The organism is Xanthomonas arboricola pv. guizotiae, from assembly GCF_002940205.1.
GTDB lineage: Bacteria > Pseudomonadota > Gammaproteobacteria > Xanthomonadales > Xanthomonadaceae > Xanthomonas > Xanthomonas arboricola_C.
This window is the reverse complement of the sequence record NZ_MDSK01000003.1, coordinates 100,609-120,001: the sequence shown is the minus strand read 5'-3', so window position 1 is coordinate 120,001 and position 19,393 is coordinate 100,609. Positions and strand designations below refer to the sequence as shown.

Below are 19,393 nucleotides of genomic sequence, written 5' to 3'. Positions count from 1 at the left end.
GAGGTGGCTGCCGCAGCGTGCGGCCGAATGACATCTGGCGCGGCGCACCCTCGGCACGCGCGCGGCGGGTGCAGCGCGGCAATTACTGACGATTGCTTTCGAACACCAGCGCGTTGTACGTGTTGAGCAACTTGCGCGGCGAGCCTTCCGGCGCCAGCGTGGGGTTATCCAGCCAGCCCTGTTCCATCTTGCTATAGGGCGTTCGTTCGACCACGCGTTTCACCCGCGCCTTGGCTTGTCTGCGGAAGGTTTCCGCAGCGGTCTCGAAGCTATTCCAGTCCAGCCTGCCCGGTTCCTGATCGGCCACCTTGGCATGCGCCTCGTCGGAGAGGCGGTTGAAGCCGTCCAGCAGCGTATTGACCCGTGGCACGTCGAACTGCTCCTCTTCTAGCGCATCGGCGATCTCCTTGGCGTCGAGCATCATCGCCAGCCGGTAGTATTCGCGCGTGCGGCCCTCGCCCTGCTCCAGCATCTTGAGTTTTTCGCGTTGCGCCGCGTCGTTTTGGGTGTCAAGTTCGGCGCTGAAGGCGGTACTGGCATCGGCATAGGTGGCCAGCACCTCCATCAGCTCCGGGTGCAGCTGCTTGCCCTTGGCGAACTGGTCGTCTTCGTAGTCCTGACGCGTGTAGTAGTCGGCCAGCGCGTGGCTGATCGGCTGCAGCGCCTTCAATGCCGCGCGGTAGTCGCGCGCCGCCTTATCCAATGCAGGCAGCGACGGGTTCGCCGCAGCGGCCGCGCTGACCGGCGCATCGCACTGCTTCATGTCGTAGGCGTCGATATCGTACGGACCGGTCATGCCGGACTCGCGACCGGTATGGTCGCCATGCTCAGTCGAGAAACAGATCCGGCAACAACGCGCGCGACGGATCGACCGCATAGCCGCTCAGGTCGGTGATGCCGGCCTCGGCCAGCACCTGGTCGTCGATCAGGAACCGGCCATGAAATCCAGCCGCCTCGCGCGTCAGCACCGCATGTGCCGCGTCGGCCATGATCTCCGGCCGGCGACACGCGGCCGCATCCACGCCATCGATCATGTTGATCGCATCGGTGGCGATCACGGTGCGCGGCCACAGTGCATTGATCGCCACGCCTTGCGGGCCGAACTCGGCTGCCAGCCCCAGGGTCACCAGGCTCATGCCCATCTTGGCCAGCGTGTAGCCGGTATGCGCGCCCCACCACGCCGGGTTCAGGGACGGTGGCGGTGCCAGCGTGAGGATGTGCGGATTGGGCGCCTGCAACAGATGCGGCAGGCAGGCCTGCGCGCACAGAAAGCTGCCGCGCGCATTGACCTGCTGCATCAGATCGAAGCGCTTCATCGGTGTATCCAGCGCGCCGCGTAACCAGATCGCACTGGCGTTGTTGACCAGGATGTCGATGCCGCCGAACGCATCGACCGTCGCCGCCACCGCCGCACGCACCTGCTCTTCGTCGCGGATATCGCACTTGAGCGCCAGCGCCTGCCCACCGGCCGCAGTCACCGCTGCGGCCGCGCTGTGGATGGTGCCGGGCAACTTGGGATTGGCCACTGCCGATTTGGCCGCGATCGCCACATTGGCCCCATCGCGCGCCGCCCGCAACGCAATCGCCAAGCCAATCCCGCGCGAGGCACCGGTGATGAACAGGGTTTTGCCGTTTAAGGTCATGGGAATTGGGAATCGAGAATGGGGAATCGCAAAAGCTTAGCCCCTTGAACGTTCAGCAGCCGACGAACAATCAGCTGCCGCGATGTGCTCTAACGATTCCCTACTCCCGATTCCCGATTCCCAGCCCCTCAGGGCTTCGGCCCCTGCCCCTCGTTGTCTTCCCAATGCAGCACGCGGCGGGTCACGAAGCGGTAGACCGGCTTGCCGGTGGCGAACCACAGCTTGCGCACCCAGGAGGTGCGCTTGAGCACGCGGCGTTCCACCGCGGTGATCGCGGCCGGACAATACATGCGCTTGTGCTTGAGCAGGTGCCGCAGGTCTTCGCGGGCAAGCAGACGCATCCAGGGCGCGCGCGGGTTGCCGCGCACCGCCAGCTGGAAATCGATCACCGCCGGGCTGCCGTCGTCCTGCACCAGCCAGTTGGCTTCCTTGGCCAGATCGTTGTGCGCCACCCCGCGGCGGTGCAGCTGCTGCAACAACCTGCGCGCGCGGCGGAAGTAGGCCAGATCGCCGCGCGGCGGGCGTTGGTACATCGCATCGCCGGCCAGATAGCTGCGATCCAGATGGCGTCCGTCCCAGTGCAACAGACGCGGTGTCCGCGCCAGGCCATCGAGCTGGCGCAGGGCCAGGGCTTCGCGCCGCGCCAGCCACCAGGCCACCCCGCGCAGCAGCCACGGCGCCGCGCTCAGGTCGCGCCGCACGAACAGGCGATCGGCGTCGCGGATCAACAGGATGCGCCCGAAGGTATCGGACTTCAGCGGCAGATGGCCGGCGGGATCGTCACTCATCCCCCATTGTAGGCGGGGCGCCTGCATCGCCACAGCGCGCGTTGCCTGCGGTTACACCCGTATGCGGCGTTGCCAGCCCGCAACCGGAGGTGAAGCGGACCGGGCGATGTGACGAGGGCGCAAGTCACCTGGTCGCCATGCCCACCTATAATCGTGGAATGAATTCATGGATCGACGCCACGCTGGAGTGGATCGGACACCACCCCACCCTGGCTGGCGTGGTGATCTTCGCCATCGCATTTTCCGATGCGGTGATCGTGCTCGGTGCCATCGTGCCGGCGCTGCCGTTGCTGTTCGCCATCGGCGTGCTGATCGGGCTGGGCCAGATCAACGGGCCGTATGCGGTGGCCTGCGCCGCCCTGGGCGCCTTCGTTGGCGATGCGCTCAGTTTCTGGGTCGGCCATCGCTGGGGTCACCAGTTGCACACCTACTGGCCGTTTCGCCGCTACCCGCAACTGCTGGAGCGTGGCGAGCTGCTGTTCCGGCGCAATGCCTTCAAGAGCATCCTGATCGCGCGCTACGTGGGCGCGGTGCGGCCGTTCGTGCCGGCCATCGCCGGCATGTCGCACATGCCGTTCAAGCGCTATCTGGTCGCCAGCGGCCTGGCCTGCATGTCCTGGGCGCTGCTGTTCCTGGTGCCCGGCTGGGTGCTGGGCACCGCCTACGACGCGGTGGCCGCGGTGGCCGGGCGGCTGTTCGTGGTGGTGACGCTGATGGCGGCAGTGATCGGGCTGGCCTGGGCGATGGTGCTGTACTCGTACCGCTGGTCGGCCGGGCATCTGGATGCGCTGCTGGCGCGGCTGCTGGAGTGGTCGCATCGGCATCCGGTGCTGGGCAACTGGTCGGTGAGCGTGTTCGACCCGCGCCGTCGCGAATCGGTGCCGCTGGCGATGATGGCGTTGATGCTGTTGCTGCTGGGCTGGGGCTGGTTCGTGCTGCTGATGGTGGTGCTGGCGCATGGCGAGCCGCTGCGCGTGGACCTGGCCGTGCACGATCTGATGCTGGCGCTGCGCAACCCGCTGGCCGACTACCCGATGGTGGCGCTGGCCTCGCTGGGCGACTGGCAGGTGCTGCTGCCGGCGATCGCGGCGGCGATGGGCTATCTGGCCTGGCGGCGCCGCTGGATGGCGGTGGCGCACTGGGTGATCGCGCTGGCCTTCGGCCTGGCGTTGACCCAGTTGCTCGGCGCCACCGTGCAGGTCGTACGCCCGCCGGCGGCCAGCAGCGGTTTCGGGTTTCCGTCGGTGGCGGTCACCATGGCCACGATCGGCTTTGGTTTCTTCGCGCTGCTGATCGCGCGCGAGCTGCCGGGCCGGCGCCGGGTGTGGCCGTACCTGGTCAGTGGCGCGATCGTGTCGCTGATCGGCTTCGCGCGCCTGTACCTGGGCGCGCACTGGCTCAGCGACGTGGTCGGCGGCATGCTGTTCGGCATCTTCTGGCTGCTGGTGCTGGGCATCGCCTACCGCCGTCGTGCCACCCGCGCGTTCTGGGTCAAGCCGGTCTCGTGGATCTTCTACGGCGTGTTCCTGAGCTGCGCCATCGTGCTCGCGCCGCGCAACCTGGACACCAAGCTGGCCAGATTCGAACCGCCGCCGCCGTTGCTGATGGAGCTGCCCGCCAGCGACTGGTGGAATGGCCAGTGGCGCCTGCTGCCGGCACGCCGTAACGAATTCGACGACGACCAGCGCTGGCCGCTGGACGTGCAACTGGCCGGCCCGCTGGCACCGCTGCAGCGTCAGCTGGAAGCACGCGGCTGGCGGGTGCAACCGCAAGCCGGCTGGGAACAGGCGCTGCATCTGCTGGATGTCGGCGGCCGCCCGGACGAGGTCCCGATCCTGCCGGCCACGCTGGACACGCAGGTCGAAGCGCTGCTGATGGTGCGTCACGCCGCGCCCGGCCATGTGCATGTGTTGCGCCTGTGGCCGGCGGCCGCACGCCTGCAGCCCGGCGCGCACCCCTTGTGGGTGGGCAGTACGCAGACGCTGCGCTACAACCGCCACTTCAGCCTGATCGGCCTGTGGTATCCGCTGCGCGGGGTCGACCCGGCACTGAGCGCCTTGCGCCAGTCACTGGACCCGTTGCCGTATCGCCTGGAACAGCGTCGGCGCTCGCAGGTGCCGGTGATCCTGATCGACAGCACGTCGGGAGATGCGCTGCGGCAAGAGGACAAAGACAACGCTGCACCGCAGACGGACACCACGGCATCCGGTCCGGCTGCATCGGGTCCGTCACAACAGCGTCTTTGATCAATCGGGCAGCAGCGGCGATCGGCCGGCGAACGCGCACTTCTATAGACAAGAACTGCCAATAAAACTTCCTGAACGCTGTATCGATGGCGGCAGCGCGTTCGCATCGCGTGGATGCAGTCCAATGTTCAGGTCACCGGCCTGGTTGGTCGAGCGCGCGGTGCCCGTTTACCGTCGCGGGATCTTACGCGGCATGGATGCCGCGTCCGCGTAAGAACTTACATGGACGGACTCGCAGCGTGTCCCGCGACGGTGGGCGGGCAAGGGCCCCTGCAGCCAAGCCGCAGACCAGCCGCTCTACAACCGACGCATCCGCACCGTTCGATCAGCTCTCAAGGTGACCGAGAGCTTGCGCTTCGACGCCGTTTGGGTCCGCACACGCCGCATTGGTGCCGGCGCGATGCACTCACCACAACACGCCATCCACCGGCTGCACCGGCTCCGGTGCCTGTTCGCCGATCGCCTGCAGCGCGTCGATTTCCACCGTCCGGCACATGCTGTCCAGCGGCAGGTCGTGGATGGTATTGGCGAACGGGTCGACCAGTTCGTCGCCGATCTTGAGCACCGCCAGGAACATCAGGCCGGCCACGGTCGACCCCACCGGGGTTGCGTATTGCAGCGTCTCCACCAGGCCGATCGGCAGCAAGACGCAGAACAGCCGCGTGAACAGGTTCGGATAGAAGCGGTATTGATACGGCAACGGCGTATTTTTCAGTCGTTCCATGCCGCCCTGTGCGTTGGCGATATCCACCAGGATGCGCTCGACACTGGCTTGTTGAATACTGTCGATCCAGCCATCGCGACGCGCCTGCTCGACGCTGCGCCCGGTGGTGTCGAGCAGGCCATTGGCGACATTGGTGCGCGTGATCACCGCAGCCACTTCGTCGGCATGCAGACGCGGCTCCAGCGCCATCGCCACCGGCAGCCGCCGCAATTGGCAGCGCAACGCATTGACGTAGGCGATCTGGCGCAGCGCGATGGTGCGGCCCAGTGCTGCCGCTTCCGGCGCGGACAGGATGCTGACGCCCAGGCGTACCAGATTGCGCGATGCATTGATCATCTGGCCCCACAGCACCCGTCCTTCCCACCAGCGTTGATAGGTCGAGTTGGCGCGAAAGCCGAGGAACAATGCCAGCGCCGAACCGAAGATGGTCAATGGCAATGCAGGCGCGCGGAACGGCAACACGTAGTAGATGATGGTGATCAGCACGTCCCACACGAACAACACCGCCAGGGTCCGCCAGACCTGACTGAACACATCCGCCACACGCGGTTTGACATCGATGATCAAGGCACACTCCGTGGATCGATAACGAGTGGCGCCCATGCGCGCATCCACTGCATGGATGCCATCGTGAGCGCACTCAAGCGTGGCGAGTGTGCCGTTGCAAGGGTGCAAGCGCGGTGATGGGTCGCGCGCGCGGTTGTCTCACCGCGTCACGGCATCCAGGCCAGCAACTGGTCCAGGCGCCGGTGCGGATCGTCCAGCTGCAACAGCGACAGACGCTGCTGCTCGGTCAGCGGCAGCAGCTCGGCCAGCCGCCAGCCGACCCATGCCGCCTGGTCCAGCAGCTCCGGCCCGGCTGAGGCGAATTCGCCGCCGACCTGTTCGAGCATGCGCTCGAGCACGGTTGCCAGCAGGCCATGCTCGGGCTGCAGCTCGTCATCGCTGTCGGAATCGCACCAACTCACCTCGCCAACCACCAGCCCGTTGTCGCGGATGCGCGAGCGCTGCACGCGGAAGCGACGCGTGCCACGCAGGCGCAGCACCAGCACGCCGTCGGCCCCGACATCGAAATCCTCGATACGTCCCTCGGTACCGAACGCAGCCGGTGTCGCCGGCATGCCGACTTCGGCCCCCTCCAGGATCAGGCACACACCGAAGCTGCTGCCGGTGCGGCCACTTTCGCGCACCAGATCCAGGTAGCGGCGCTCGAACACGCGCAAGCCCATTGCCGCACCCGGCAACAGCACGTTGTGCAGCGGAAACAGCGGCAAGACGCTGGCCTCGGCGGTGCTGGTGGGCTCGGTCATCGGGACAAGTGCGCCAGGAAGCGACGCGGTGCGCCATCGAAACCGCCGTTGGACATGAACACCACATGGTCGCCCGCCTGCGCAATCTCGCCCAGCGTCTGCAGCAATGCGTCCACGTCATGCGCCACGTGCGCCTCACCGCGCACCTGCGCGATGATCGGTGCGGCGTCCCAGGCCAGTTCGGGGCGATGCAGGAACACCACTGCATCGGCATCGCGCAACGACGGCGCCAATGCCTGCGCATGCGCACCCAGCCGCATCGAATTGCTGCGCGGCTCCATCGCCACCAGCACGCGCGCCGCGCCGACCTTCGCACGCAGGCCCTGCAAGGTGGTCGCAATCGCGGTGGGGTGATGGGCGAAGTCGTCGTACACGGTGATGTCGCGTGCCTGCCCCAACCGCTCCAGCCGCCGTTTGACGCTGTGAAAGCGCGCCAGCGCCGGCATCACCGTCGCCGGATCCACGCCGACCGCATGCACGGCCGCCAGCGCCGCCAATCCATTGAGCACGTTGTGCCGCCCCACCAGCGGCCACTGCACCTGGCCGATCTCCACCCCACGCTGCAGCACCGCGAACGCGCTGCCGTCGGCAGCGATCAAGCGGGCGCTCCAGTCGAGGGAGGCATCGAAACCGAAGCGCTCCACCGGCGTCCAGCAGCCCATCGCCAGCACCTCGGCCAGGCGCGCATCCTCGCCGTTGACGATCAGCCGCCCGCGCGCCGGCACCGTGCGCACCAGATGATGGAACTGGCGCTGGATCGCGGCCACGTCCGGAAAGATGTCGGCGTGGTCGTACTCGAGGTTGTTGAGGATCGCCACCAACGGCCGGTAGTGCACGAACTTGCTGCGCTTGTCGAAGAACGCGGTGTCGTATTCGTCGGCTTCCACCACGAATTCGCGGCCCTGGCCCAGCCGCGCCGACACGCCGAAGTCTTCGGCCACGCCACCGATCAGAAAGCCCGGCGCGCGCCCGGCGGCTTCCAGCAGATAGCTCAGGATGGTGGTGGTGGTGGTCTTGCCGTGGGTGCCGGCGACGGCCAGGGTGTCGCGGCCCGGCAACACCTGCTCGGCCAGCCACTGCGCACCGGAGCTGTAGCGACGGCCGGCATCGAGCACCGCTTCCACCGCCGGGTTGCCGCGCGACAAGGCATTGCCGATGACGACATCGCTGGCATCGGCCGAGATAGTGGACGGCGCGTAACCTTGTGCCAGCGCGATGCCGAGGGTTTCCAACTGGGTGGACATCGGCGGATAGATGGCCTGGTCGCTGCCCTCTACCTGCCAGCCCAGCTCGCGCGCAAGGGCGGCGACACCGCCCATGAAAGTCCCGGCGATGCCGAGGATGTGGAGTTTGGTCATGGGGCGCATTGTCGCCGATCGCCGGAGTTGCCGGCCATTCCGCCTCGTTGCCGAGCGCAGTGTCAGGAAACACCTACCGTACTGTCGGGAATTTCCCGATATGCGAACTGCGTCACATCCATCACTATGCTGAACGCCAGTCGCAGCACCCCTTTGGTCCTACTCCCCAAGAGGCCAAATCCCCAGGGAGCTCATGCTGCGGGGCTCTGAGCAAGCTCATTAACTGGCGTTATTCTGCCCCGGGCGTCTTGTACGTCCGGGGTTTTTCTTTTGCATTATCAATGCGTTGCGAAGCCGCGCCGGCTGCCAGCGCGCGGCGGGGAGCGGGCCCCCTGCCCGCCCCCAACCGGCTCAGCGACCGAGCGCGGCGCCGATACGCTCCAGCACTTCATCCAGCGAGCCCACGCCGTCCACGCGTGCCAGCTTGCCGCGCTGTTCGTAGAAACCGATCACCGGCGCCGTGGAGTCGGTATAGACCTGCAGGCGCTTGCGCACCGACTCGGGATTGTCGTCCTCGCGGCCCTCGGCCTTGGCACGGCCGGCGATGCGCTCGACCAGCAATTCGCTGGCCACATCCAGCTGCACCACCGCATCCAGCGGCTGGCCGATCTTGCCGAGCAGCTCGTCCAGCGCATTGGCCTGCGCCACATTGCGCGGATAGCCGTCGAGGATGAAACCCTTGGCGACATCGGCCTGGCCGAGCCGCGCCTCCAGCATGCCGAGCAGGATCTCGTCGGAGACCAGATCACCGCGTGCCATCACTTCCTTGGCCTTCAGGCCCAGCGGCGAGCCGGCGGCCACTTCGGCGCGCAGCAGATCGCCGGTGGAAATATGCGGGATCCCAAACGTGTCTTTGAGACGTGTCGCCTGGGTGCCCTTGCCCGAACCGGGCGGTCCCAACAGAACCAATCGCATCAGTGGACTCCACTTTCGAATAAAAACGCGTTGCGGTGGGCGGCGTTAGACTCAGGTCTTCGCCAGCGCTGACCGTATGGTCGTGCAGCTTACCGCATCCGGGGAATGTCCCGGCACTGTCCCCTGCGCCATGTCCCATCGAGGAGCCCGTCCCCTATGTCTACTGGCAACCTGTTGTATGCCCAGTCCGGCGGCGTCACTGCCGTCATCAACGCCACCGCCGCCGGCGTGATCACCGAGGCGCGCGCACGCAGGATCAAGGTGCTGGCCGCACGCAACGGCATCCTGGGCGCATTGCGCGAGGAGCTGATCGATACCTCGAAGGAGTCCGCCGCCGCAATCGCCGCACTGGCGCAGACCCCGGGCGGCGCGTTTGGCTCATGCCGCTACAAGCTCAAATCGCTGGAAGACGACAGCGCCAAGTACGAGCGCCTGCTCGATGTGCTGCGTGCGCACGACGTGCGCTGGTTCCTCTACAACGGCGGCAACGACTCGGCCGATACCGCCTGGAAGGTCTCGCAGCTGGCCAAGGCCTATGGCTACCCGCTGCACTGCATCGGCGTGCCGAAGACCATCGACAACGATCTGGCGGTGACCGACACCTGCCCCGGCTTCGGCTCGGCGGCCAAATACACCGCGGTGTCGGTGCGCGAGGCGGCACTGGATGTCGCCGCCATGGCCGACACCTCGACCAAGGTCTTCATCTACGAGGCGATGGGACGCCACGCCGGCTGGCTCGCCGCTGCCGCAGGCCTGGCCGGCCAGGGCCCGGACGACGCCCCGCAGATCATCCTGCTGCCCGAGCGTGCCTACGACCAGGCCGCGTTTCTGGCCAAGGTCAAGCAGGTGGTGGACAAGGTCGGCTGGTGCGTGGTCGTTGCCAGCGAAGGCATCCAGGACGCACGCGGCAGCTTCGTCGCCGATGCCGGCGGCGCGGCCGATTCGTTCGGCCATGCGCAACTGGGCGGCGTGGCTTCGTTTCTCGCTGCGCAGGTCAAGCAGGAGCTCGGCTACAAGGTGCACTGGACCCTGCCCGATTACCTACAGCGTTCCGCACGCCATCTGGCGTCCAGGACCGACTGGGAACAGGCGCAGGCCGTCGGCAAGGCCGCGGTGCAATACGCACTCAAGGGCATGAACGCGGTGATCCCGGTGATCGAACGCGTCAGCGACGCCCCGTACCGCTGGAAGATCGTGCCGGCCCCGCTGCACAAGGTGGCCAACCACGAAAAGAAGATGCCGCCCAGCTTCCTGCGCAAGGACGGCTTCGGCATCACCGAGCGCGCCCGCCGCTACTTCGCCCCGTTGATCAAGGGCGAAGCGCCGCTGGCCTACGGCAGCGACGGCTTGCCCAAGTACGTGACGTTGAAGAACGTGGCGGTGGCGAAAAAACTGCCGAAGTGGGAGTGATAAACTGTCGACGCCGGCGATCGGAAGGACTCATCGACGCTGCATGCCCAGGCACCCGCCCGAACGTTTCCCTCAGTGCTCATGTACCGCAACGGCCGATGCAGGGCATCGATCCAGCGTTGGCCTTCGTCGTCCAGGTTTCTGGCGACACTGATCGACGGATGCGCCGCTGCGACCCTGCATCGCGGCCTTGCCAGGCGCCATGCAAACACCCCTGGCCAGGCCGGGGGTGTCGTTGATCGAGTGACCGAAGCGAGTGCCTGAACTACTGACAGGCCTTGCCTTCCACCGTCATCTGCGCAGCGAACATGGGCACCTGCGGGATCTTTCCGGCGGCGGCCTGTTGCCTGGCGTCTTCCAGATAGATGCGCGACTGGCCTTGCCCGTCGAGCTGCGGCTTGGCATCCACCGGCTTGCGCCAGACGCGCACCACCGCCTGCTGCGCCGGGCAGGCCGCGCTGGGGACGCGGATCATGTCGTTGAAGATCCAGCCCGATGCAACGCTGGGCGTGGCCTTGGCGAAATCCACGAAGCGGGCGCGCGGCTGGCAGGTGGGACTGCTGCGCACCACCGACAAGGTATACGGCTGCGCGGCATTGCCGGTGAACACGCCTTCCAGGCGCGCACAGGCTTCGGGAATCTGGCGCAGGGTGTGCACGGCACCGACCGCCTGCGCGGTGCCGGCCGGGCGCTGTTTCAGCTCCGGCGTCGGGTCGGCAGCGAGCGCATGGGCGCTGAGCAGCACTGCAGCGATGGTCACGGCATATGTTGACGCGGCATGGTGGGACATCGTCACTCCTGGATCGGCTCGATCACGTTGGCCGCAGGCTGTCATGCCGCGACTGAACGACGCGCCAAAGCCGCGGTGGTGGCAGCGGCGCAGGCCGCGGCGCATACTCGCCCGCAATCCGGCCACCCGAACATCGCGACGCATATTGCGGCCTGCATGGCCGGCGAGTCCGTATTCGCCACCCCACTCGCTGCGTGCATCGCCCTTGGTTCGTCCCGACCGGACGACATCCATTCTCTGGGAGGGGTCATGCTGGAACACTACGGGTTACCACTTGCGCTGGGATGTGCGGTCCTGGCAATCGTCTATGGCGGTGTATCGGCACGCTGGGTGATCGCGCAGCCGAGCGGCAACGCACGCATGCAGGAGATCGCCGCCGCGATCCAGGAAGGTGCACGCGCGTATCTCAACCGGCAATACCTCACCATTTCGCTTGCCGGCGGCGTGTTGTTCGTCCTGGTCGGGCTGTTTCTGAGTTGGTACACCGCCATCGGGTTTGCGATCGGTGCGGTGCTATCCGGGTTGGCCGGCTACATCGGCATGAACGTGTCGGTGCGCGCCAACGTGCGCACGGCCGAGGCCGCACGTCACGGCATCGGCCGTGCGATGGATGTGGCGTTCCGTGGCGGGGCCATCACCGGCATGCTGGTGGTGGGGCTGGGATTGCTCGGGGTAGCCGGTTATTACGCGGTGCTGCAGGCGATGGGCCTGCCGCTGGAGCGCAACCTGCATGCGCTGGTGGGGCTGGCATTCGGTTCGTCGCTGATTTCCATCTTCGCGCGCCTGGGTGGCGGCATTTTCACCAAGGGTGCGGATGTGGGCGCAGACCTGGTCGGCAAGGTGGAAGCCGGCATCCCCGAGGACGACCCGCGCAACCCGGCGGTGATCGCCGACAACGTGGGCGACAACGTCGGCGACTGCGCAGGCATGGCGGCGGATCTGTTCGAAACCTATGCGGTCACCGTGATCGCCACGATGCTGCTCGGCAGCCTGACGCTGAGCGAAACCGGGCCGCAGGCGGTGCTGTACCCGCTGGTGCTGGGCGGTGTCTCCATCATCGCTTCGATCGTGGGCGCCTCGTTCGTCAAGGTCAAAGCGGGCGGCTCGATCATGGGCGCGCTCTACAAGGGCGTAGTCGTTTCCGGCGTACTGGCCGCACTCGCCTACTGGCCGATCACCCAGTCGCTGATGCGCGACAACATCCATGGCGCCACGGCGTTGTATGCCTGCGCATTGATCGGCCTGGTGCTTACCGGCCTGATCGTCTGGATCACCGAGTACTACACCGGCACCCAGTACACGCCGGTGCAGCACGTGGCCGCCGCAAGCACCACCGGCCACGGCACCAACATCATTGCCGGCCTGGGCGTCTCGATGAAGTCCACCGCGCTGCCGGTGATCGCGGTGTGCGCGGCAATCTGGGGCGCGTTTCATTTTGGCGGCTTGTACGGCATCGCGACCGCAGCGACGGCAATGCTGTCGATGGCCGGCATGATCGTGGCGCTGGATGCGTACGGGCCCATCACCGACAACGCCGGCGGCATCGCCGAGATGGCCGAGCTGCCGCCGGAAGTGCGCAACATCACCGACCCGCTGGATGCGGTGGGCAACACCACCAAGGCGGTCACCAAGGGTTATGCGATCGGCTCGGCCGCACTGGCCGCACTGGTGCTGTTTGCCGACTACACGCACAACCTGCAGGCGGCCAATCCCGGCCAGGTCTTCGCCTTCGACCTGTCCGACCACAGCGTGATCATCGGCTTGTTGATCGGCGGCTTGATCCCGTACCTGTTCGGTGCACTGGCGATGGAAGCGGTGGGGCGCGCGGCAGGCGCGGTGGTCGAAGAAGTGCGTCGCCAGTTCCGCGAGATTCCCGGGATCATGGCCGGCACCGCCAAGCCCCAATACGACCGCGCCGTCGACATGCTGACCCGCTCGGCGATCCGCGAAATGATCCTGCCCTCGCTGCTGCCGGTGATGGTACCGGTGGTGGTCGGGCTGCTGCTCGGCCCGCGTGCCCTGGGCGGCTTGTTGATCGGCACGATCGTGACCGGCCTGTTCGTGGCGATTTCGATGACCACCGGCGGCGGGGCCTGGGACAACGCCAAGAAGTACATCGAAGACGGCCACTTCGGTGGCAAGGGCAGCGAGGCGCACAAGGCCGCCATCACCGGCGATACGGTAGGCGACCCGTACAAGGACACCGCCGGGCCGGCGATCAATCCGCTGATCAAGATCATCAACATCGTGGCCCTGCTGCTGGTACCGCTGCTTTGAGGACGACGTGCCGCAAGCGGCCGGCCGATCGAAGCTGATGGAAGCCGGGACCCGCAACGAGCCGGCTCACGTTCCGGGGCCCAGGCGCCGCACTGGTCCCTGCGCCGGCTTGCGGCACTTCGTCGGGCCGATGCAGGCACGCGATAGGCCTGTGGTTTTGATGCTCGCGTGCCGCATCGGCTTGCACGTGCCGACGCAGGGCAGGTCCTGCGCATGCACGCAATCGCTGCACCGCGCAGCACACCGCGCGCCACGGCTTGCGGTGCAAACGTTCCTCAGAGGCAACCGATCAAGCCGTCATAGATCGGTGGCGCCCCACCCGGCAGTGGCTCGAACAGCGGGTTGTTCACCGCCAGGGTGCGGTACATCTCGTCCAGATGCGTCCCTGCCTTCAGCGGCGCCGTGCAGCGCCAGACCCGACTGTCCGAGCGCAGGTACCCGCTGCCGGGGTCGACGCTGACCTCGCTCGCACCGAAGGTCCAGATGCAGCTGCGCACCACGCCGCTGACCCGATGCACCGAGCAACGCAAGCGCAGCGGCTGGTAGTCGCTGAACTCGCCGCCGCAAAAGGTGTCGCCGCAGATGTTGTCGAAATCCTGCTCCAGCCGCTGCTCCAGATCGACAAAGGCGTCCCAGCCTTCGCCATTGGCGGGCCAGTCCACCGCATCGACAAAGGTCGGCGCCGACGTCGCCGCAGAGGCGAGCTGGGCGGCACCGGAGAGCAGCAGCACAACGAGCAAACGCACAGGCTTGGACATGGCAGTTCCCGAGCAGTGGATGAGTCTGCAGCGTGCGCCGCGCCGCGAGCCGCGACGATCGGAGAGCTCCCCGGGATGAATGCGGGCTATGCCGCGCGCGGCGGTCAGAACATTGCCCATTCAGTGTCGCTGCACCGCAACAGCCGAACGCGTAGAATCGCGCTCCACACACTAGATGACGCCTCGGGAGTTACGCGCATGGGTCTTGAACTGGTCACCTCCGGCAAGAATCTGCCGGAAGAAATCAACGTCGTCATCGAAATTCCGAAGGATTCGGAGCCGGTCAAGTACGAGGTGGACAAGGCCAGCGGCGCGATCTTCGTCGACCGCATCCTGTCCACCCCGATGCGTTATCCCTGCAATTACGGCTATGTGCCCAACACCCTGTGCGGCGACGGCGACCCGGCCGACGTGCTGGTGGTGCTGCCGCTGCCGCTGGTGCCTGGCTCGGTGGTGCGTTGCCGTCCGGTGGGCGTATTGCGCATGAGCGATGAGGCCGGCAGCGACGAAAAGATCCTGGCAGTGCCGATCGAGAAGATCTTCTCCGGTTACGCGCATATCGAGGACATCAACCAGGTGTCCAGCCACTGGATGGAGCGCATCGGCCATTTCTTCGAGCATTACAAGGACTTGGAGAAGGGCAAGTGGGTCAAGCTGGATGGCTGGGGCGGCGCGGCCGAGGCCAAGCGCATCCTGGTGGAGTCGGTGGAACGCTATAATTCCGACGCACCCTGATCCAACGACCGTGACGCAGCCCCGCAACCGCGGGGCGATCGGGATCACGCTTCCGGCGTGATCCCGGTGACCGCCGGCGGCAGATTGGGTACATTGCCGACAGCGTTTGGCCGGTGTCTGTCACCGGTGACTCTTGGGGAAGTGTCTTGCGTATTCTGTTTGTTGGGGACGAAGCCAGTCTTCCGTCCGAATTGAGCGACTATGTCGCCGATCTGGGTGATCAGTGGCAGGTGCAGCAGGTGGCCGACGGCAATTCGGCGATCGAGGCGGCCGCGTTATCGCCGTTCGACGCGGTCATCGTCGCCCCCGTCCTGCCCGATCTCACGTCCGCCACGTTGCTGGGGCAGATCCGTACGCTGCGCCCGGACACCATCCGCATCGCCCTGATCGATGCCCAGGATGGTCAGCGCACCCCGCCGGCTCGCATCATTGGCGTGGCGCACCGCTTCCTGCCGGTGCCGCTGGCCCCGGAAGTCCTGCTCGAAGCCATCACCAGCCTGGAAGAACTGCGCGATCTGCTCGGCAATCCGCGCTTGCGCGCCGCCATCGGCCGGATCGAAAAACTGCCGTCGCCGCCGCATCTGTATCTGAGCCTGATGCATGCACTGGAAGAAGACGATGGCGCCGACGCGGCCGATATCGCCAAGCTGATCGCCGGCGACCCGGCGATTGCCGCCAAGGTGCTGCAGCTGTGCAATTCCGCGTTCTTTTCCGGCGGCCGCAGCATCACCGATCTGCGCACGGCAGTGACCCGCCTGGGCGTGGCCACGCTGCGCGATCTGGTCCTGGCCAGCGAAGTGTTCTCGGTGCAGACGCTGACCCCGGCCGAGCGCAATGCGATGCAGCGCCGCGCGCTGCTCTCCTCGCGGCTGGCGGCCAAGGTGTTGCCGCCCACCAGCGCAGAACTCGGCTCCACCGCCGCGCTGCTGGCCGATATCGGCCTGTTGCTGCCCGGCGTGCGCGACGAGCGCGAACCGGCGCCGGAAGGCAGCGACGAGCGCCTGGGTCATACCGAGGCCGGCGCGTACCTGCTCGGCCTGTGGGGCCTGCCGATGCCGATCATCGAAGCGGTGGCCTTCCATCGCCACCCGCAGCGCTCCAGCCTGCGCAGTTTCTGGGTGACCGGCGCGGTGCATGTGGCGACCGCATTGGCCAGCGGCGAAACCGTGGACGAAGAGTACCTGTCCAAGGTCGGCGTGCTCGCACGCCTGCCAGCCTGGCGCGAACAGGCCGATACCTTGCTGGGGCTTGCCGAGGCTTGAGCGGCCTGCAAGTGAAAAAACGCGGCGAAAGCCGCGTTTTTTTTGCCGCACCGCTGCAACAAGGCTGCACTGGAACACGGCCGCCGAACTGGGGCTGGCGCATTCTTTCCCGTCGGCGGCTTGCCACATCGACGCAGATGGCATCGGTGATGGCTGTCGCGTCGGCTGACCGCCGGCACCGTGTCGGCACAGTCGCCTGACGGGCGGACGATCAGGCAGGCTGCAGATGTCTTCAGCGCCTCCACCTCTCCACAAAAAAGGACGGGCCTTGCGGCCCGTCCTTCATGCTACAGCGCGTCGATGGATCAGAAACGCTGGGTGTACTTCATGTACACGAAGCGACCGATTTCGAAGCCGCCGTAATAGGCGAAGCTGCTGTTCGGTGCGGAGTACTGCAGCGGACCGGGGTGATCGAACACATTGTTCGCGCCCAGTGCAACCGTCGCGTCCCAAGGTGCCTTCCAGTTGACCTGCAGGTCGTGGAAGGTGTTGGAACCGGTATGGCGCAACGGATCGGATTCGCCATTGGCGAAATGGTCGGGTGCATCGCAATAGCCATCGGCCAGCGTGATGCAGCTTTCCTTCATGCCCGAGTAGTAACGCAGGGTGTAGTTGACGCCGACATCACCCAGTGCCCAATTCACGCCAACGTTGGAACGCACGCGGAAGATGCCCGGCTCGCCAACGCGGCCGATCATGATCGCATTGCCTGCGCTGTCCTGGCCGGCCTCGTCGTACTTGCTGACGTAGCTGGTCTGCCAATCCAGGGTGAAAGAGCCGATTGCAGTTTCCGGCAACCGGTACTTCACGCCCAGGTCGTAGCCTTCGGTTTCCATCTGGCCGAGGTTGGCCACGCCGTAGGTCATCGACGAGATATGGCCGTCGGCTGCACGCGTCACGCCTGCGCAACGCTCCGAATTGCCCAGCACGTAGCAGTCGCGCAGGATACGGTCGACGCTATCGGCGATGATCATGTCGTTGATCTCGTAGCGGTACCAATCCAGCGAGATGTCCAGGCCCTGCACCCAACGCGGGCTCCACACCAGACCAGCGGTCTTGCTGGTGGAGGTTTCCGGCTTGAGGTTCGGGTTGGCGCCGCTGACGAATTCGTCAGGCGTCTGGCACGGATAGGTCGTGCAAGGCACATAGCCCTGACCGAGCTGGGTGTAGCCCAGCGGCACGCCAGCGTTGGTGCAGGCCGCGTTGCCGTTGACGCTGTTCGGGGCGCCGACGCCGCAAGGATCGATGTAAGACTCGAAGCTGCTGCTCAGGCCGCCGTACAGATCGCTGATGGTGGGAGCACGGAAGCCTTCCGCATAGGTCGCACGCACCAGCAGGTCTTCCAGCGGACGCCAGGTCAGGCCGAACTTCGAGTTCAGCGTGTCACCGAAGTTGCTGTAGTCCGAATAACGCGTGGCGGCGTTGAAGGTCAGTTCCTTGGCGAAGGCGACATCGCTCAGCAGCGGAACGTTCAACTCCAGATACACTTCGTCCAGCGAGTACTGGCCCTGCGTGGTCTTGGCACCCAGGCCGGTGCTTTCGCCCGACTGTGCGAACGCATCAGGAGAGAAGCGACCTTCTTCCTTACGATGTTCGTAGCCCACCGCGATGCCCAGATCGCCAGCCGGCAGCTCGACCACCGAACCGGACAGGTTTGCGGTGAAGCTGGTGGTCTTGGTCAGACCGGTGTCGGTGAAGGTCGGGAACAGGAATTCCTGCAGCGCCGGGTCGGCAAGCGAGCCCTGGCCAGCGACGTTGTAAGGCAGCAACGGATTCCACGGACGGCAAGCCGACAGCGAGATCGGGTCGGCAGCGGTACCGCACTGCGCAACGCCCTGGCCGTTGATGAAGGACGGGCCCAGCGCCTGACGCGAAGCGATCAGGCTCATGTCGCCACGGCTGCGCTTGGTGTTTTCGTTGCGGTTCCACAACGCACCGACATCCCAATCCCAGGTCTTGCCGCCGAGATCGAAGTAGCCGCTCAAGGTCGGCGCGAAGCGCAAGGTCTTGAGCTGGTTTTCGCTGGCGCGCGGCACTTCCCACAGGCGGCGACGGAAGTCGACATCCTGGCCGACCGGGTTGAATGCGCTGCCCGCTTCCAGCGCAGTGCCGAACGAACCGGACTGATACGGGTAGCCCGCGATCTGCCCATCGGTCGTGCGCTCGTTGTACGCAATGTCGGCGTTGAAGGTGATGGCATCGGCAACGTCGTAGTTGACGTTGGCAAATATCGACTTCCGCTCGATACCGGTCTGCACCATCATCTGCTGGTTCGAGTTGGCGTACTCGCCCGGCGTGATGCGGTGATAGTCGGCCGGGTTGTTGGGGTTGCCACCGGCGTTGAGGGTCTGCCACACCGCAGTGTCCGGATCGTTGCAGTCGACCTGCAGCGGATTGCACCACGAACCATTCTGGCTGATCGGGCTCCAGCTGTTCGGGGTCGAGTTGGGACCACGCGAGCCGTCGCGGCTGAACCAGCGGTTCTTGGCGAACACCGGATCCTGCTTGGAATACTCGGCAGACAACGTCACGCCACCGCGCTCGCCCTGCGAACCGACAGTGAAGGAGTACTGCGTGGTGTCACCGTCGCCCTGGCCGAACTGGCCGAACTGCACGCTGGCTTCCGCGCCGTCGAAACGCTTGCGGGTGATGACGTTGACCACACCGGCAATGGCGTCGGAGCCGTAGATGGACGAGGCGCCATCCTTCAGCACTTCGATACGCTCGATCGCCGACATCGGAATCTGGCTGAGATCCTGCAGACCGGAGGTCGATGCACCCAGGCGCTTACCGTTCACCAGCACCAACGTACGCTGCGCACCGAGGTTGCGCAGATCGACGTAGTAGCCACCGACATCTTCGCCCGACGAAAGTGCATCGGCGCGCGAAATCGCCGGCGAGCCGGCGGAGGTCAGGTTCTGCAGCACGTCGGCGACGGAGGTCAGACCCTGCTTTTCCAGTGCCTGACGGTCAAGCGTCAAAATCGGCTGCTGGGTCTCGACATCGGCGCTGCGAATGCGCGAACCGGTGATCTCGATACGGTCCAGCGTGGTGGTCGATTCTTGCGCGACGGCAAATGCCGGCGTCAACGCGATCGCAATACCGGCGGGCAACAGGCCCAGCCGCACTGCGGAGGTGCGAAGGTTCATCAATCTCTCCAGGGTTCGTTAGTGGCGC

The 19,393-nt window shown here is 65.9% G+C and carries 15 protein-coding genes and 1 pseudogene; 6 read left to right on the top strand and 10 right to left on the bottom strand.

Annotated features, from left to right (window positions below; translation table 11 throughout):
* Positions 1-82: 82 nt before the first annotated feature.
* From XarbCFBP7408_RS03000 to XarbCFBP7408_RS02990, 3 genes and pseudogenes are all read right to left on the bottom strand, one after another.
* A pseudogene (locus tag XarbCFBP7408_RS03000) lies at positions 83-814 on the bottom strand (DUF3829 domain-containing protein); the annotation flags it as partial.
* 13 nt (positions 815-827) lie between these two features.
* Entirely contained in the window at positions 828-1,643 is an 816-nt protein-coding gene (locus XarbCFBP7408_RS02995) for an SDR family oxidoreductase (RefSeq protein ID WP_104561262.1), read from the bottom strand.
* Between the two features lie 128 nt (positions 1,644-1,771).
* Positions 1,772-2,431: a serine/threonine-protein kinase gene (locus XarbCFBP7408_RS02990; protein ID WP_104561260.1), complete on the bottom strand. Its 660-nt coding sequence runs from the start codon at positions 2,429-2,431 to the stop codon at positions 1,772-1,774.
* A gap of 158 nt (positions 2,432-2,589) precedes the next feature.
* On the opposite strand from XarbCFBP7408_RS02990, the gene XarbCFBP7408_RS02985 reads away from it, so the two are divergent.
* A complete protein-coding gene (locus XarbCFBP7408_RS02985; protein WP_104561258.1) occupies positions 2,590-4,677 on the top strand; it encodes a bifunctional DedA family/phosphatase PAP2 family protein in 2,088 nt (695 codons plus the stop codon).
* Between the two features lie 406 nt (positions 4,678-5,083).
* Here the strand turns inward: XarbCFBP7408_RS02985 and XarbCFBP7408_RS02980 are convergent, their stop codons facing one another.
* The 4 genes from XarbCFBP7408_RS02980 to XarbCFBP7408_RS02965 all read right to left on the bottom strand — a co-directional run bounded on the left by XarbCFBP7408_RS02980 (position 5,084) and on the right by XarbCFBP7408_RS02965 (position 8,984).
* Positions 5,084-5,968, bottom strand: coding sequence for a bestrophin family protein (locus XarbCFBP7408_RS02980; RefSeq protein WP_104561256.1), 885 nt, complete (start codon positions 5,966-5,968; stop codon positions 5,084-5,086).
* 146 nt (positions 5,969-6,114) lie between these two features.
* Positions 6,115-6,711, bottom strand: a complete 597-nt coding sequence (locus XarbCFBP7408_RS02975; protein WP_104561254.1) for an LON peptidase substrate-binding domain-containing protein — start codon at positions 6,709-6,711, stop codon at positions 6,115-6,117.
* Positions 6,708-8,078, bottom strand: a complete 1,371-nt coding sequence (gene mpl, locus XarbCFBP7408_RS02970; protein ID WP_181106159.1) for a UDP-N-acetylmuramate:L-alanyl-gamma-D-glutamyl-meso-diaminopimelate ligase — start codon at positions 8,076-8,078, stop codon at positions 6,708-6,710. Before mpl ends, XarbCFBP7408_RS02975 begins: the two co-directional genes overlap by 4 nt.
* 342 nt (positions 8,079-8,420) lie before the next feature.
* Positions 8,421-8,984 (bottom strand): adenylate kinase, encoded by a 564-nt coding sequence (locus XarbCFBP7408_RS02965; protein ID WP_104561250.1) that lies wholly within the window; start codon positions 8,982-8,984, stop codon positions 8,421-8,423.
* A 156-nt stretch (positions 8,985-9,140) separates the two neighbouring features.
* Between XarbCFBP7408_RS02965 and XarbCFBP7408_RS02960 the strand changes: the two genes are divergently transcribed.
* Positions 9,141-10,394 carry a 6-phosphofructokinase gene (locus tag XarbCFBP7408_RS02960; RefSeq protein WP_104561248.1) on the top strand — a complete coding sequence of 418 codons (1,254 nt, stop codon included), beginning with the start codon at positions 9,141-9,143 and terminating at the stop codon, positions 10,392-10,394.
* A gap of 265 nt (positions 10,395-10,659) precedes the next feature.
* Here the strand turns inward: XarbCFBP7408_RS02960 and XarbCFBP7408_RS02955 are convergent, their stop codons facing one another.
* Positions 10,660-11,184 (bottom strand): hypothetical protein, encoded by a 525-nt coding sequence (locus tag XarbCFBP7408_RS02955; RefSeq protein WP_104561246.1) that lies wholly within the window; start codon positions 11,182-11,184, stop codon positions 10,660-10,662.
* Between the two features lie 249 nt (positions 11,185-11,433).
* On the opposite strand from XarbCFBP7408_RS02955, the gene XarbCFBP7408_RS02950 reads away from it, so the two are divergent.
* Positions 11,434-13,461 carry a sodium-translocating pyrophosphatase gene (locus XarbCFBP7408_RS02950; RefSeq protein ID WP_104561244.1) on the top strand — a complete coding sequence of 676 codons (2,028 nt, stop codon included), beginning with the start codon at positions 11,434-11,436 and terminating at the stop codon, positions 13,459-13,461.
* 275 nt (positions 13,462-13,736) lie between these two features.
* Here the strand turns inward: XarbCFBP7408_RS02950 and XarbCFBP7408_RS02945 are convergent, their stop codons facing one another.
* Positions 13,737-14,219 carry a hypothetical protein gene (locus XarbCFBP7408_RS02945; RefSeq protein ID WP_104561242.1) on the bottom strand — a complete coding sequence of 161 codons (483 nt, stop codon included), beginning with the start codon at positions 14,217-14,219 and terminating at the stop codon, positions 13,737-13,739.
* Positions 14,220-14,417: 198 nt separating this feature from the next.
* On the opposite strand from XarbCFBP7408_RS02945, the gene ppa reads away from it, so the two are divergent.
* From ppa to XarbCFBP7408_RS22280, 3 genes are all read left to right on the top strand, one after another.
* Complete coding sequence (gene ppa, locus XarbCFBP7408_RS02940; RefSeq protein WP_005990841.1) at positions 14,418-14,954, top strand: inorganic diphosphatase; 537 nt, start codon at positions 14,418-14,420, stop codon at positions 14,952-14,954.
* Between the two features lie 113 nt (positions 14,955-15,067).
* Positions 15,068-16,216: an HDOD domain-containing protein gene (locus XarbCFBP7408_RS02935; RefSeq protein ID WP_181106157.1), complete on the top strand. Its 1,149-nt coding sequence runs from the start codon at positions 15,068-15,070 to the stop codon at positions 16,214-16,216.
* Positions 16,213-16,416 carry a hypothetical protein gene (locus XarbCFBP7408_RS22280; protein WP_146093730.1) on the top strand — a complete coding sequence of 68 codons (204 nt, stop codon included), beginning with the start codon at positions 16,213-16,215 and terminating at the stop codon, positions 16,414-16,416. The genes XarbCFBP7408_RS02935 and XarbCFBP7408_RS22280 overlap by 4 nt, the downstream gene beginning before the upstream one ends.
* A gap of 105 nt (positions 16,417-16,521) precedes the next feature.
* Here the strand turns inward: XarbCFBP7408_RS22280 and XarbCFBP7408_RS02930 are convergent, their stop codons facing one another.
* On the bottom strand, positions 16,522-19,365 hold the full coding sequence (locus XarbCFBP7408_RS02930) for a TonB-dependent receptor plug domain-containing protein (protein WP_104561238.1): 2,844 nt from the start codon (positions 19,363-19,365) through the stop codon (positions 16,522-16,524).
* Positions 19,366-19,393 lie beyond the last annotated feature (28 nt).

Coding starts and splice junctions, on each gene's coding strand:
- XarbCFBP7408_RS02995 (WP_104561262.1), bottom strand. CDS start 1,643: ATGACCTTAAACGGCAAAACCCTGTTCATCACCGGTGCCTCGCGCGGG.
- XarbCFBP7408_RS02990 (WP_104561260.1), bottom strand. CDS start 2,431: ATGAGTGACGATCCCGCCGGCCATCTGCCGCTGAAGTCCGATACCTTC.
- XarbCFBP7408_RS02985 (WP_104561258.1), top strand. CDS start 2,590: ATGAATTCATGGATCGACGCCACGCTGGAGTGGATCGGACACCACCCC.
- XarbCFBP7408_RS02975 (WP_104561254.1), bottom strand. CDS start 6,711: ATGACCGAGCCCACCAGCACCGCCGAGGCCAGCGTCTTGCCGCTGTTT.
- mpl (WP_181106159.1), bottom strand. CDS start 8,078: ATGCGCCCCATGACCAAACTCCACATCCTCGGCATCGCCGGGACTTTC.
- XarbCFBP7408_RS02965 (WP_104561250.1), bottom strand. CDS start 8,984: ATGCGATTGGTTCTGTTGGGACCGCCCGGTTCGGGCAAGGGCACCCAG.
- XarbCFBP7408_RS02960 (WP_104561248.1), top strand. CDS start 9,141: ATGTCTACTGGCAACCTGTTGTATGCCCAGTCCGGCGGCGTCACTGCC.
- XarbCFBP7408_RS02955 (WP_104561246.1), bottom strand. CDS start 11,184: ATGTCCCACCATGCCGCGTCAACATATGCCGTGACCATCGCTGCAGTG.
- XarbCFBP7408_RS02950 (WP_104561244.1), top strand. CDS start 11,434: ATGCTGGAACACTACGGGTTACCACTTGCGCTGGGATGTGCGGTCCTG.
- XarbCFBP7408_RS02945 (WP_104561242.1), bottom strand. CDS start 14,219: ATGTCCAAGCCTGTGCGTTTGCTCGTTGTGCTGCTGCTCTCCGGTGCC.
- ppa (WP_005990841.1), top strand. CDS start 14,418: ATGGGTCTTGAACTGGTCACCTCCGGCAAGAATCTGCCGGAAGAAATC.
- XarbCFBP7408_RS02930 (WP_104561238.1), bottom strand. CDS start 19,365: ATGAACCTTCGCACCTCCGCAGTGCGGCTGGGCCTGTTGCCCGCCGGT.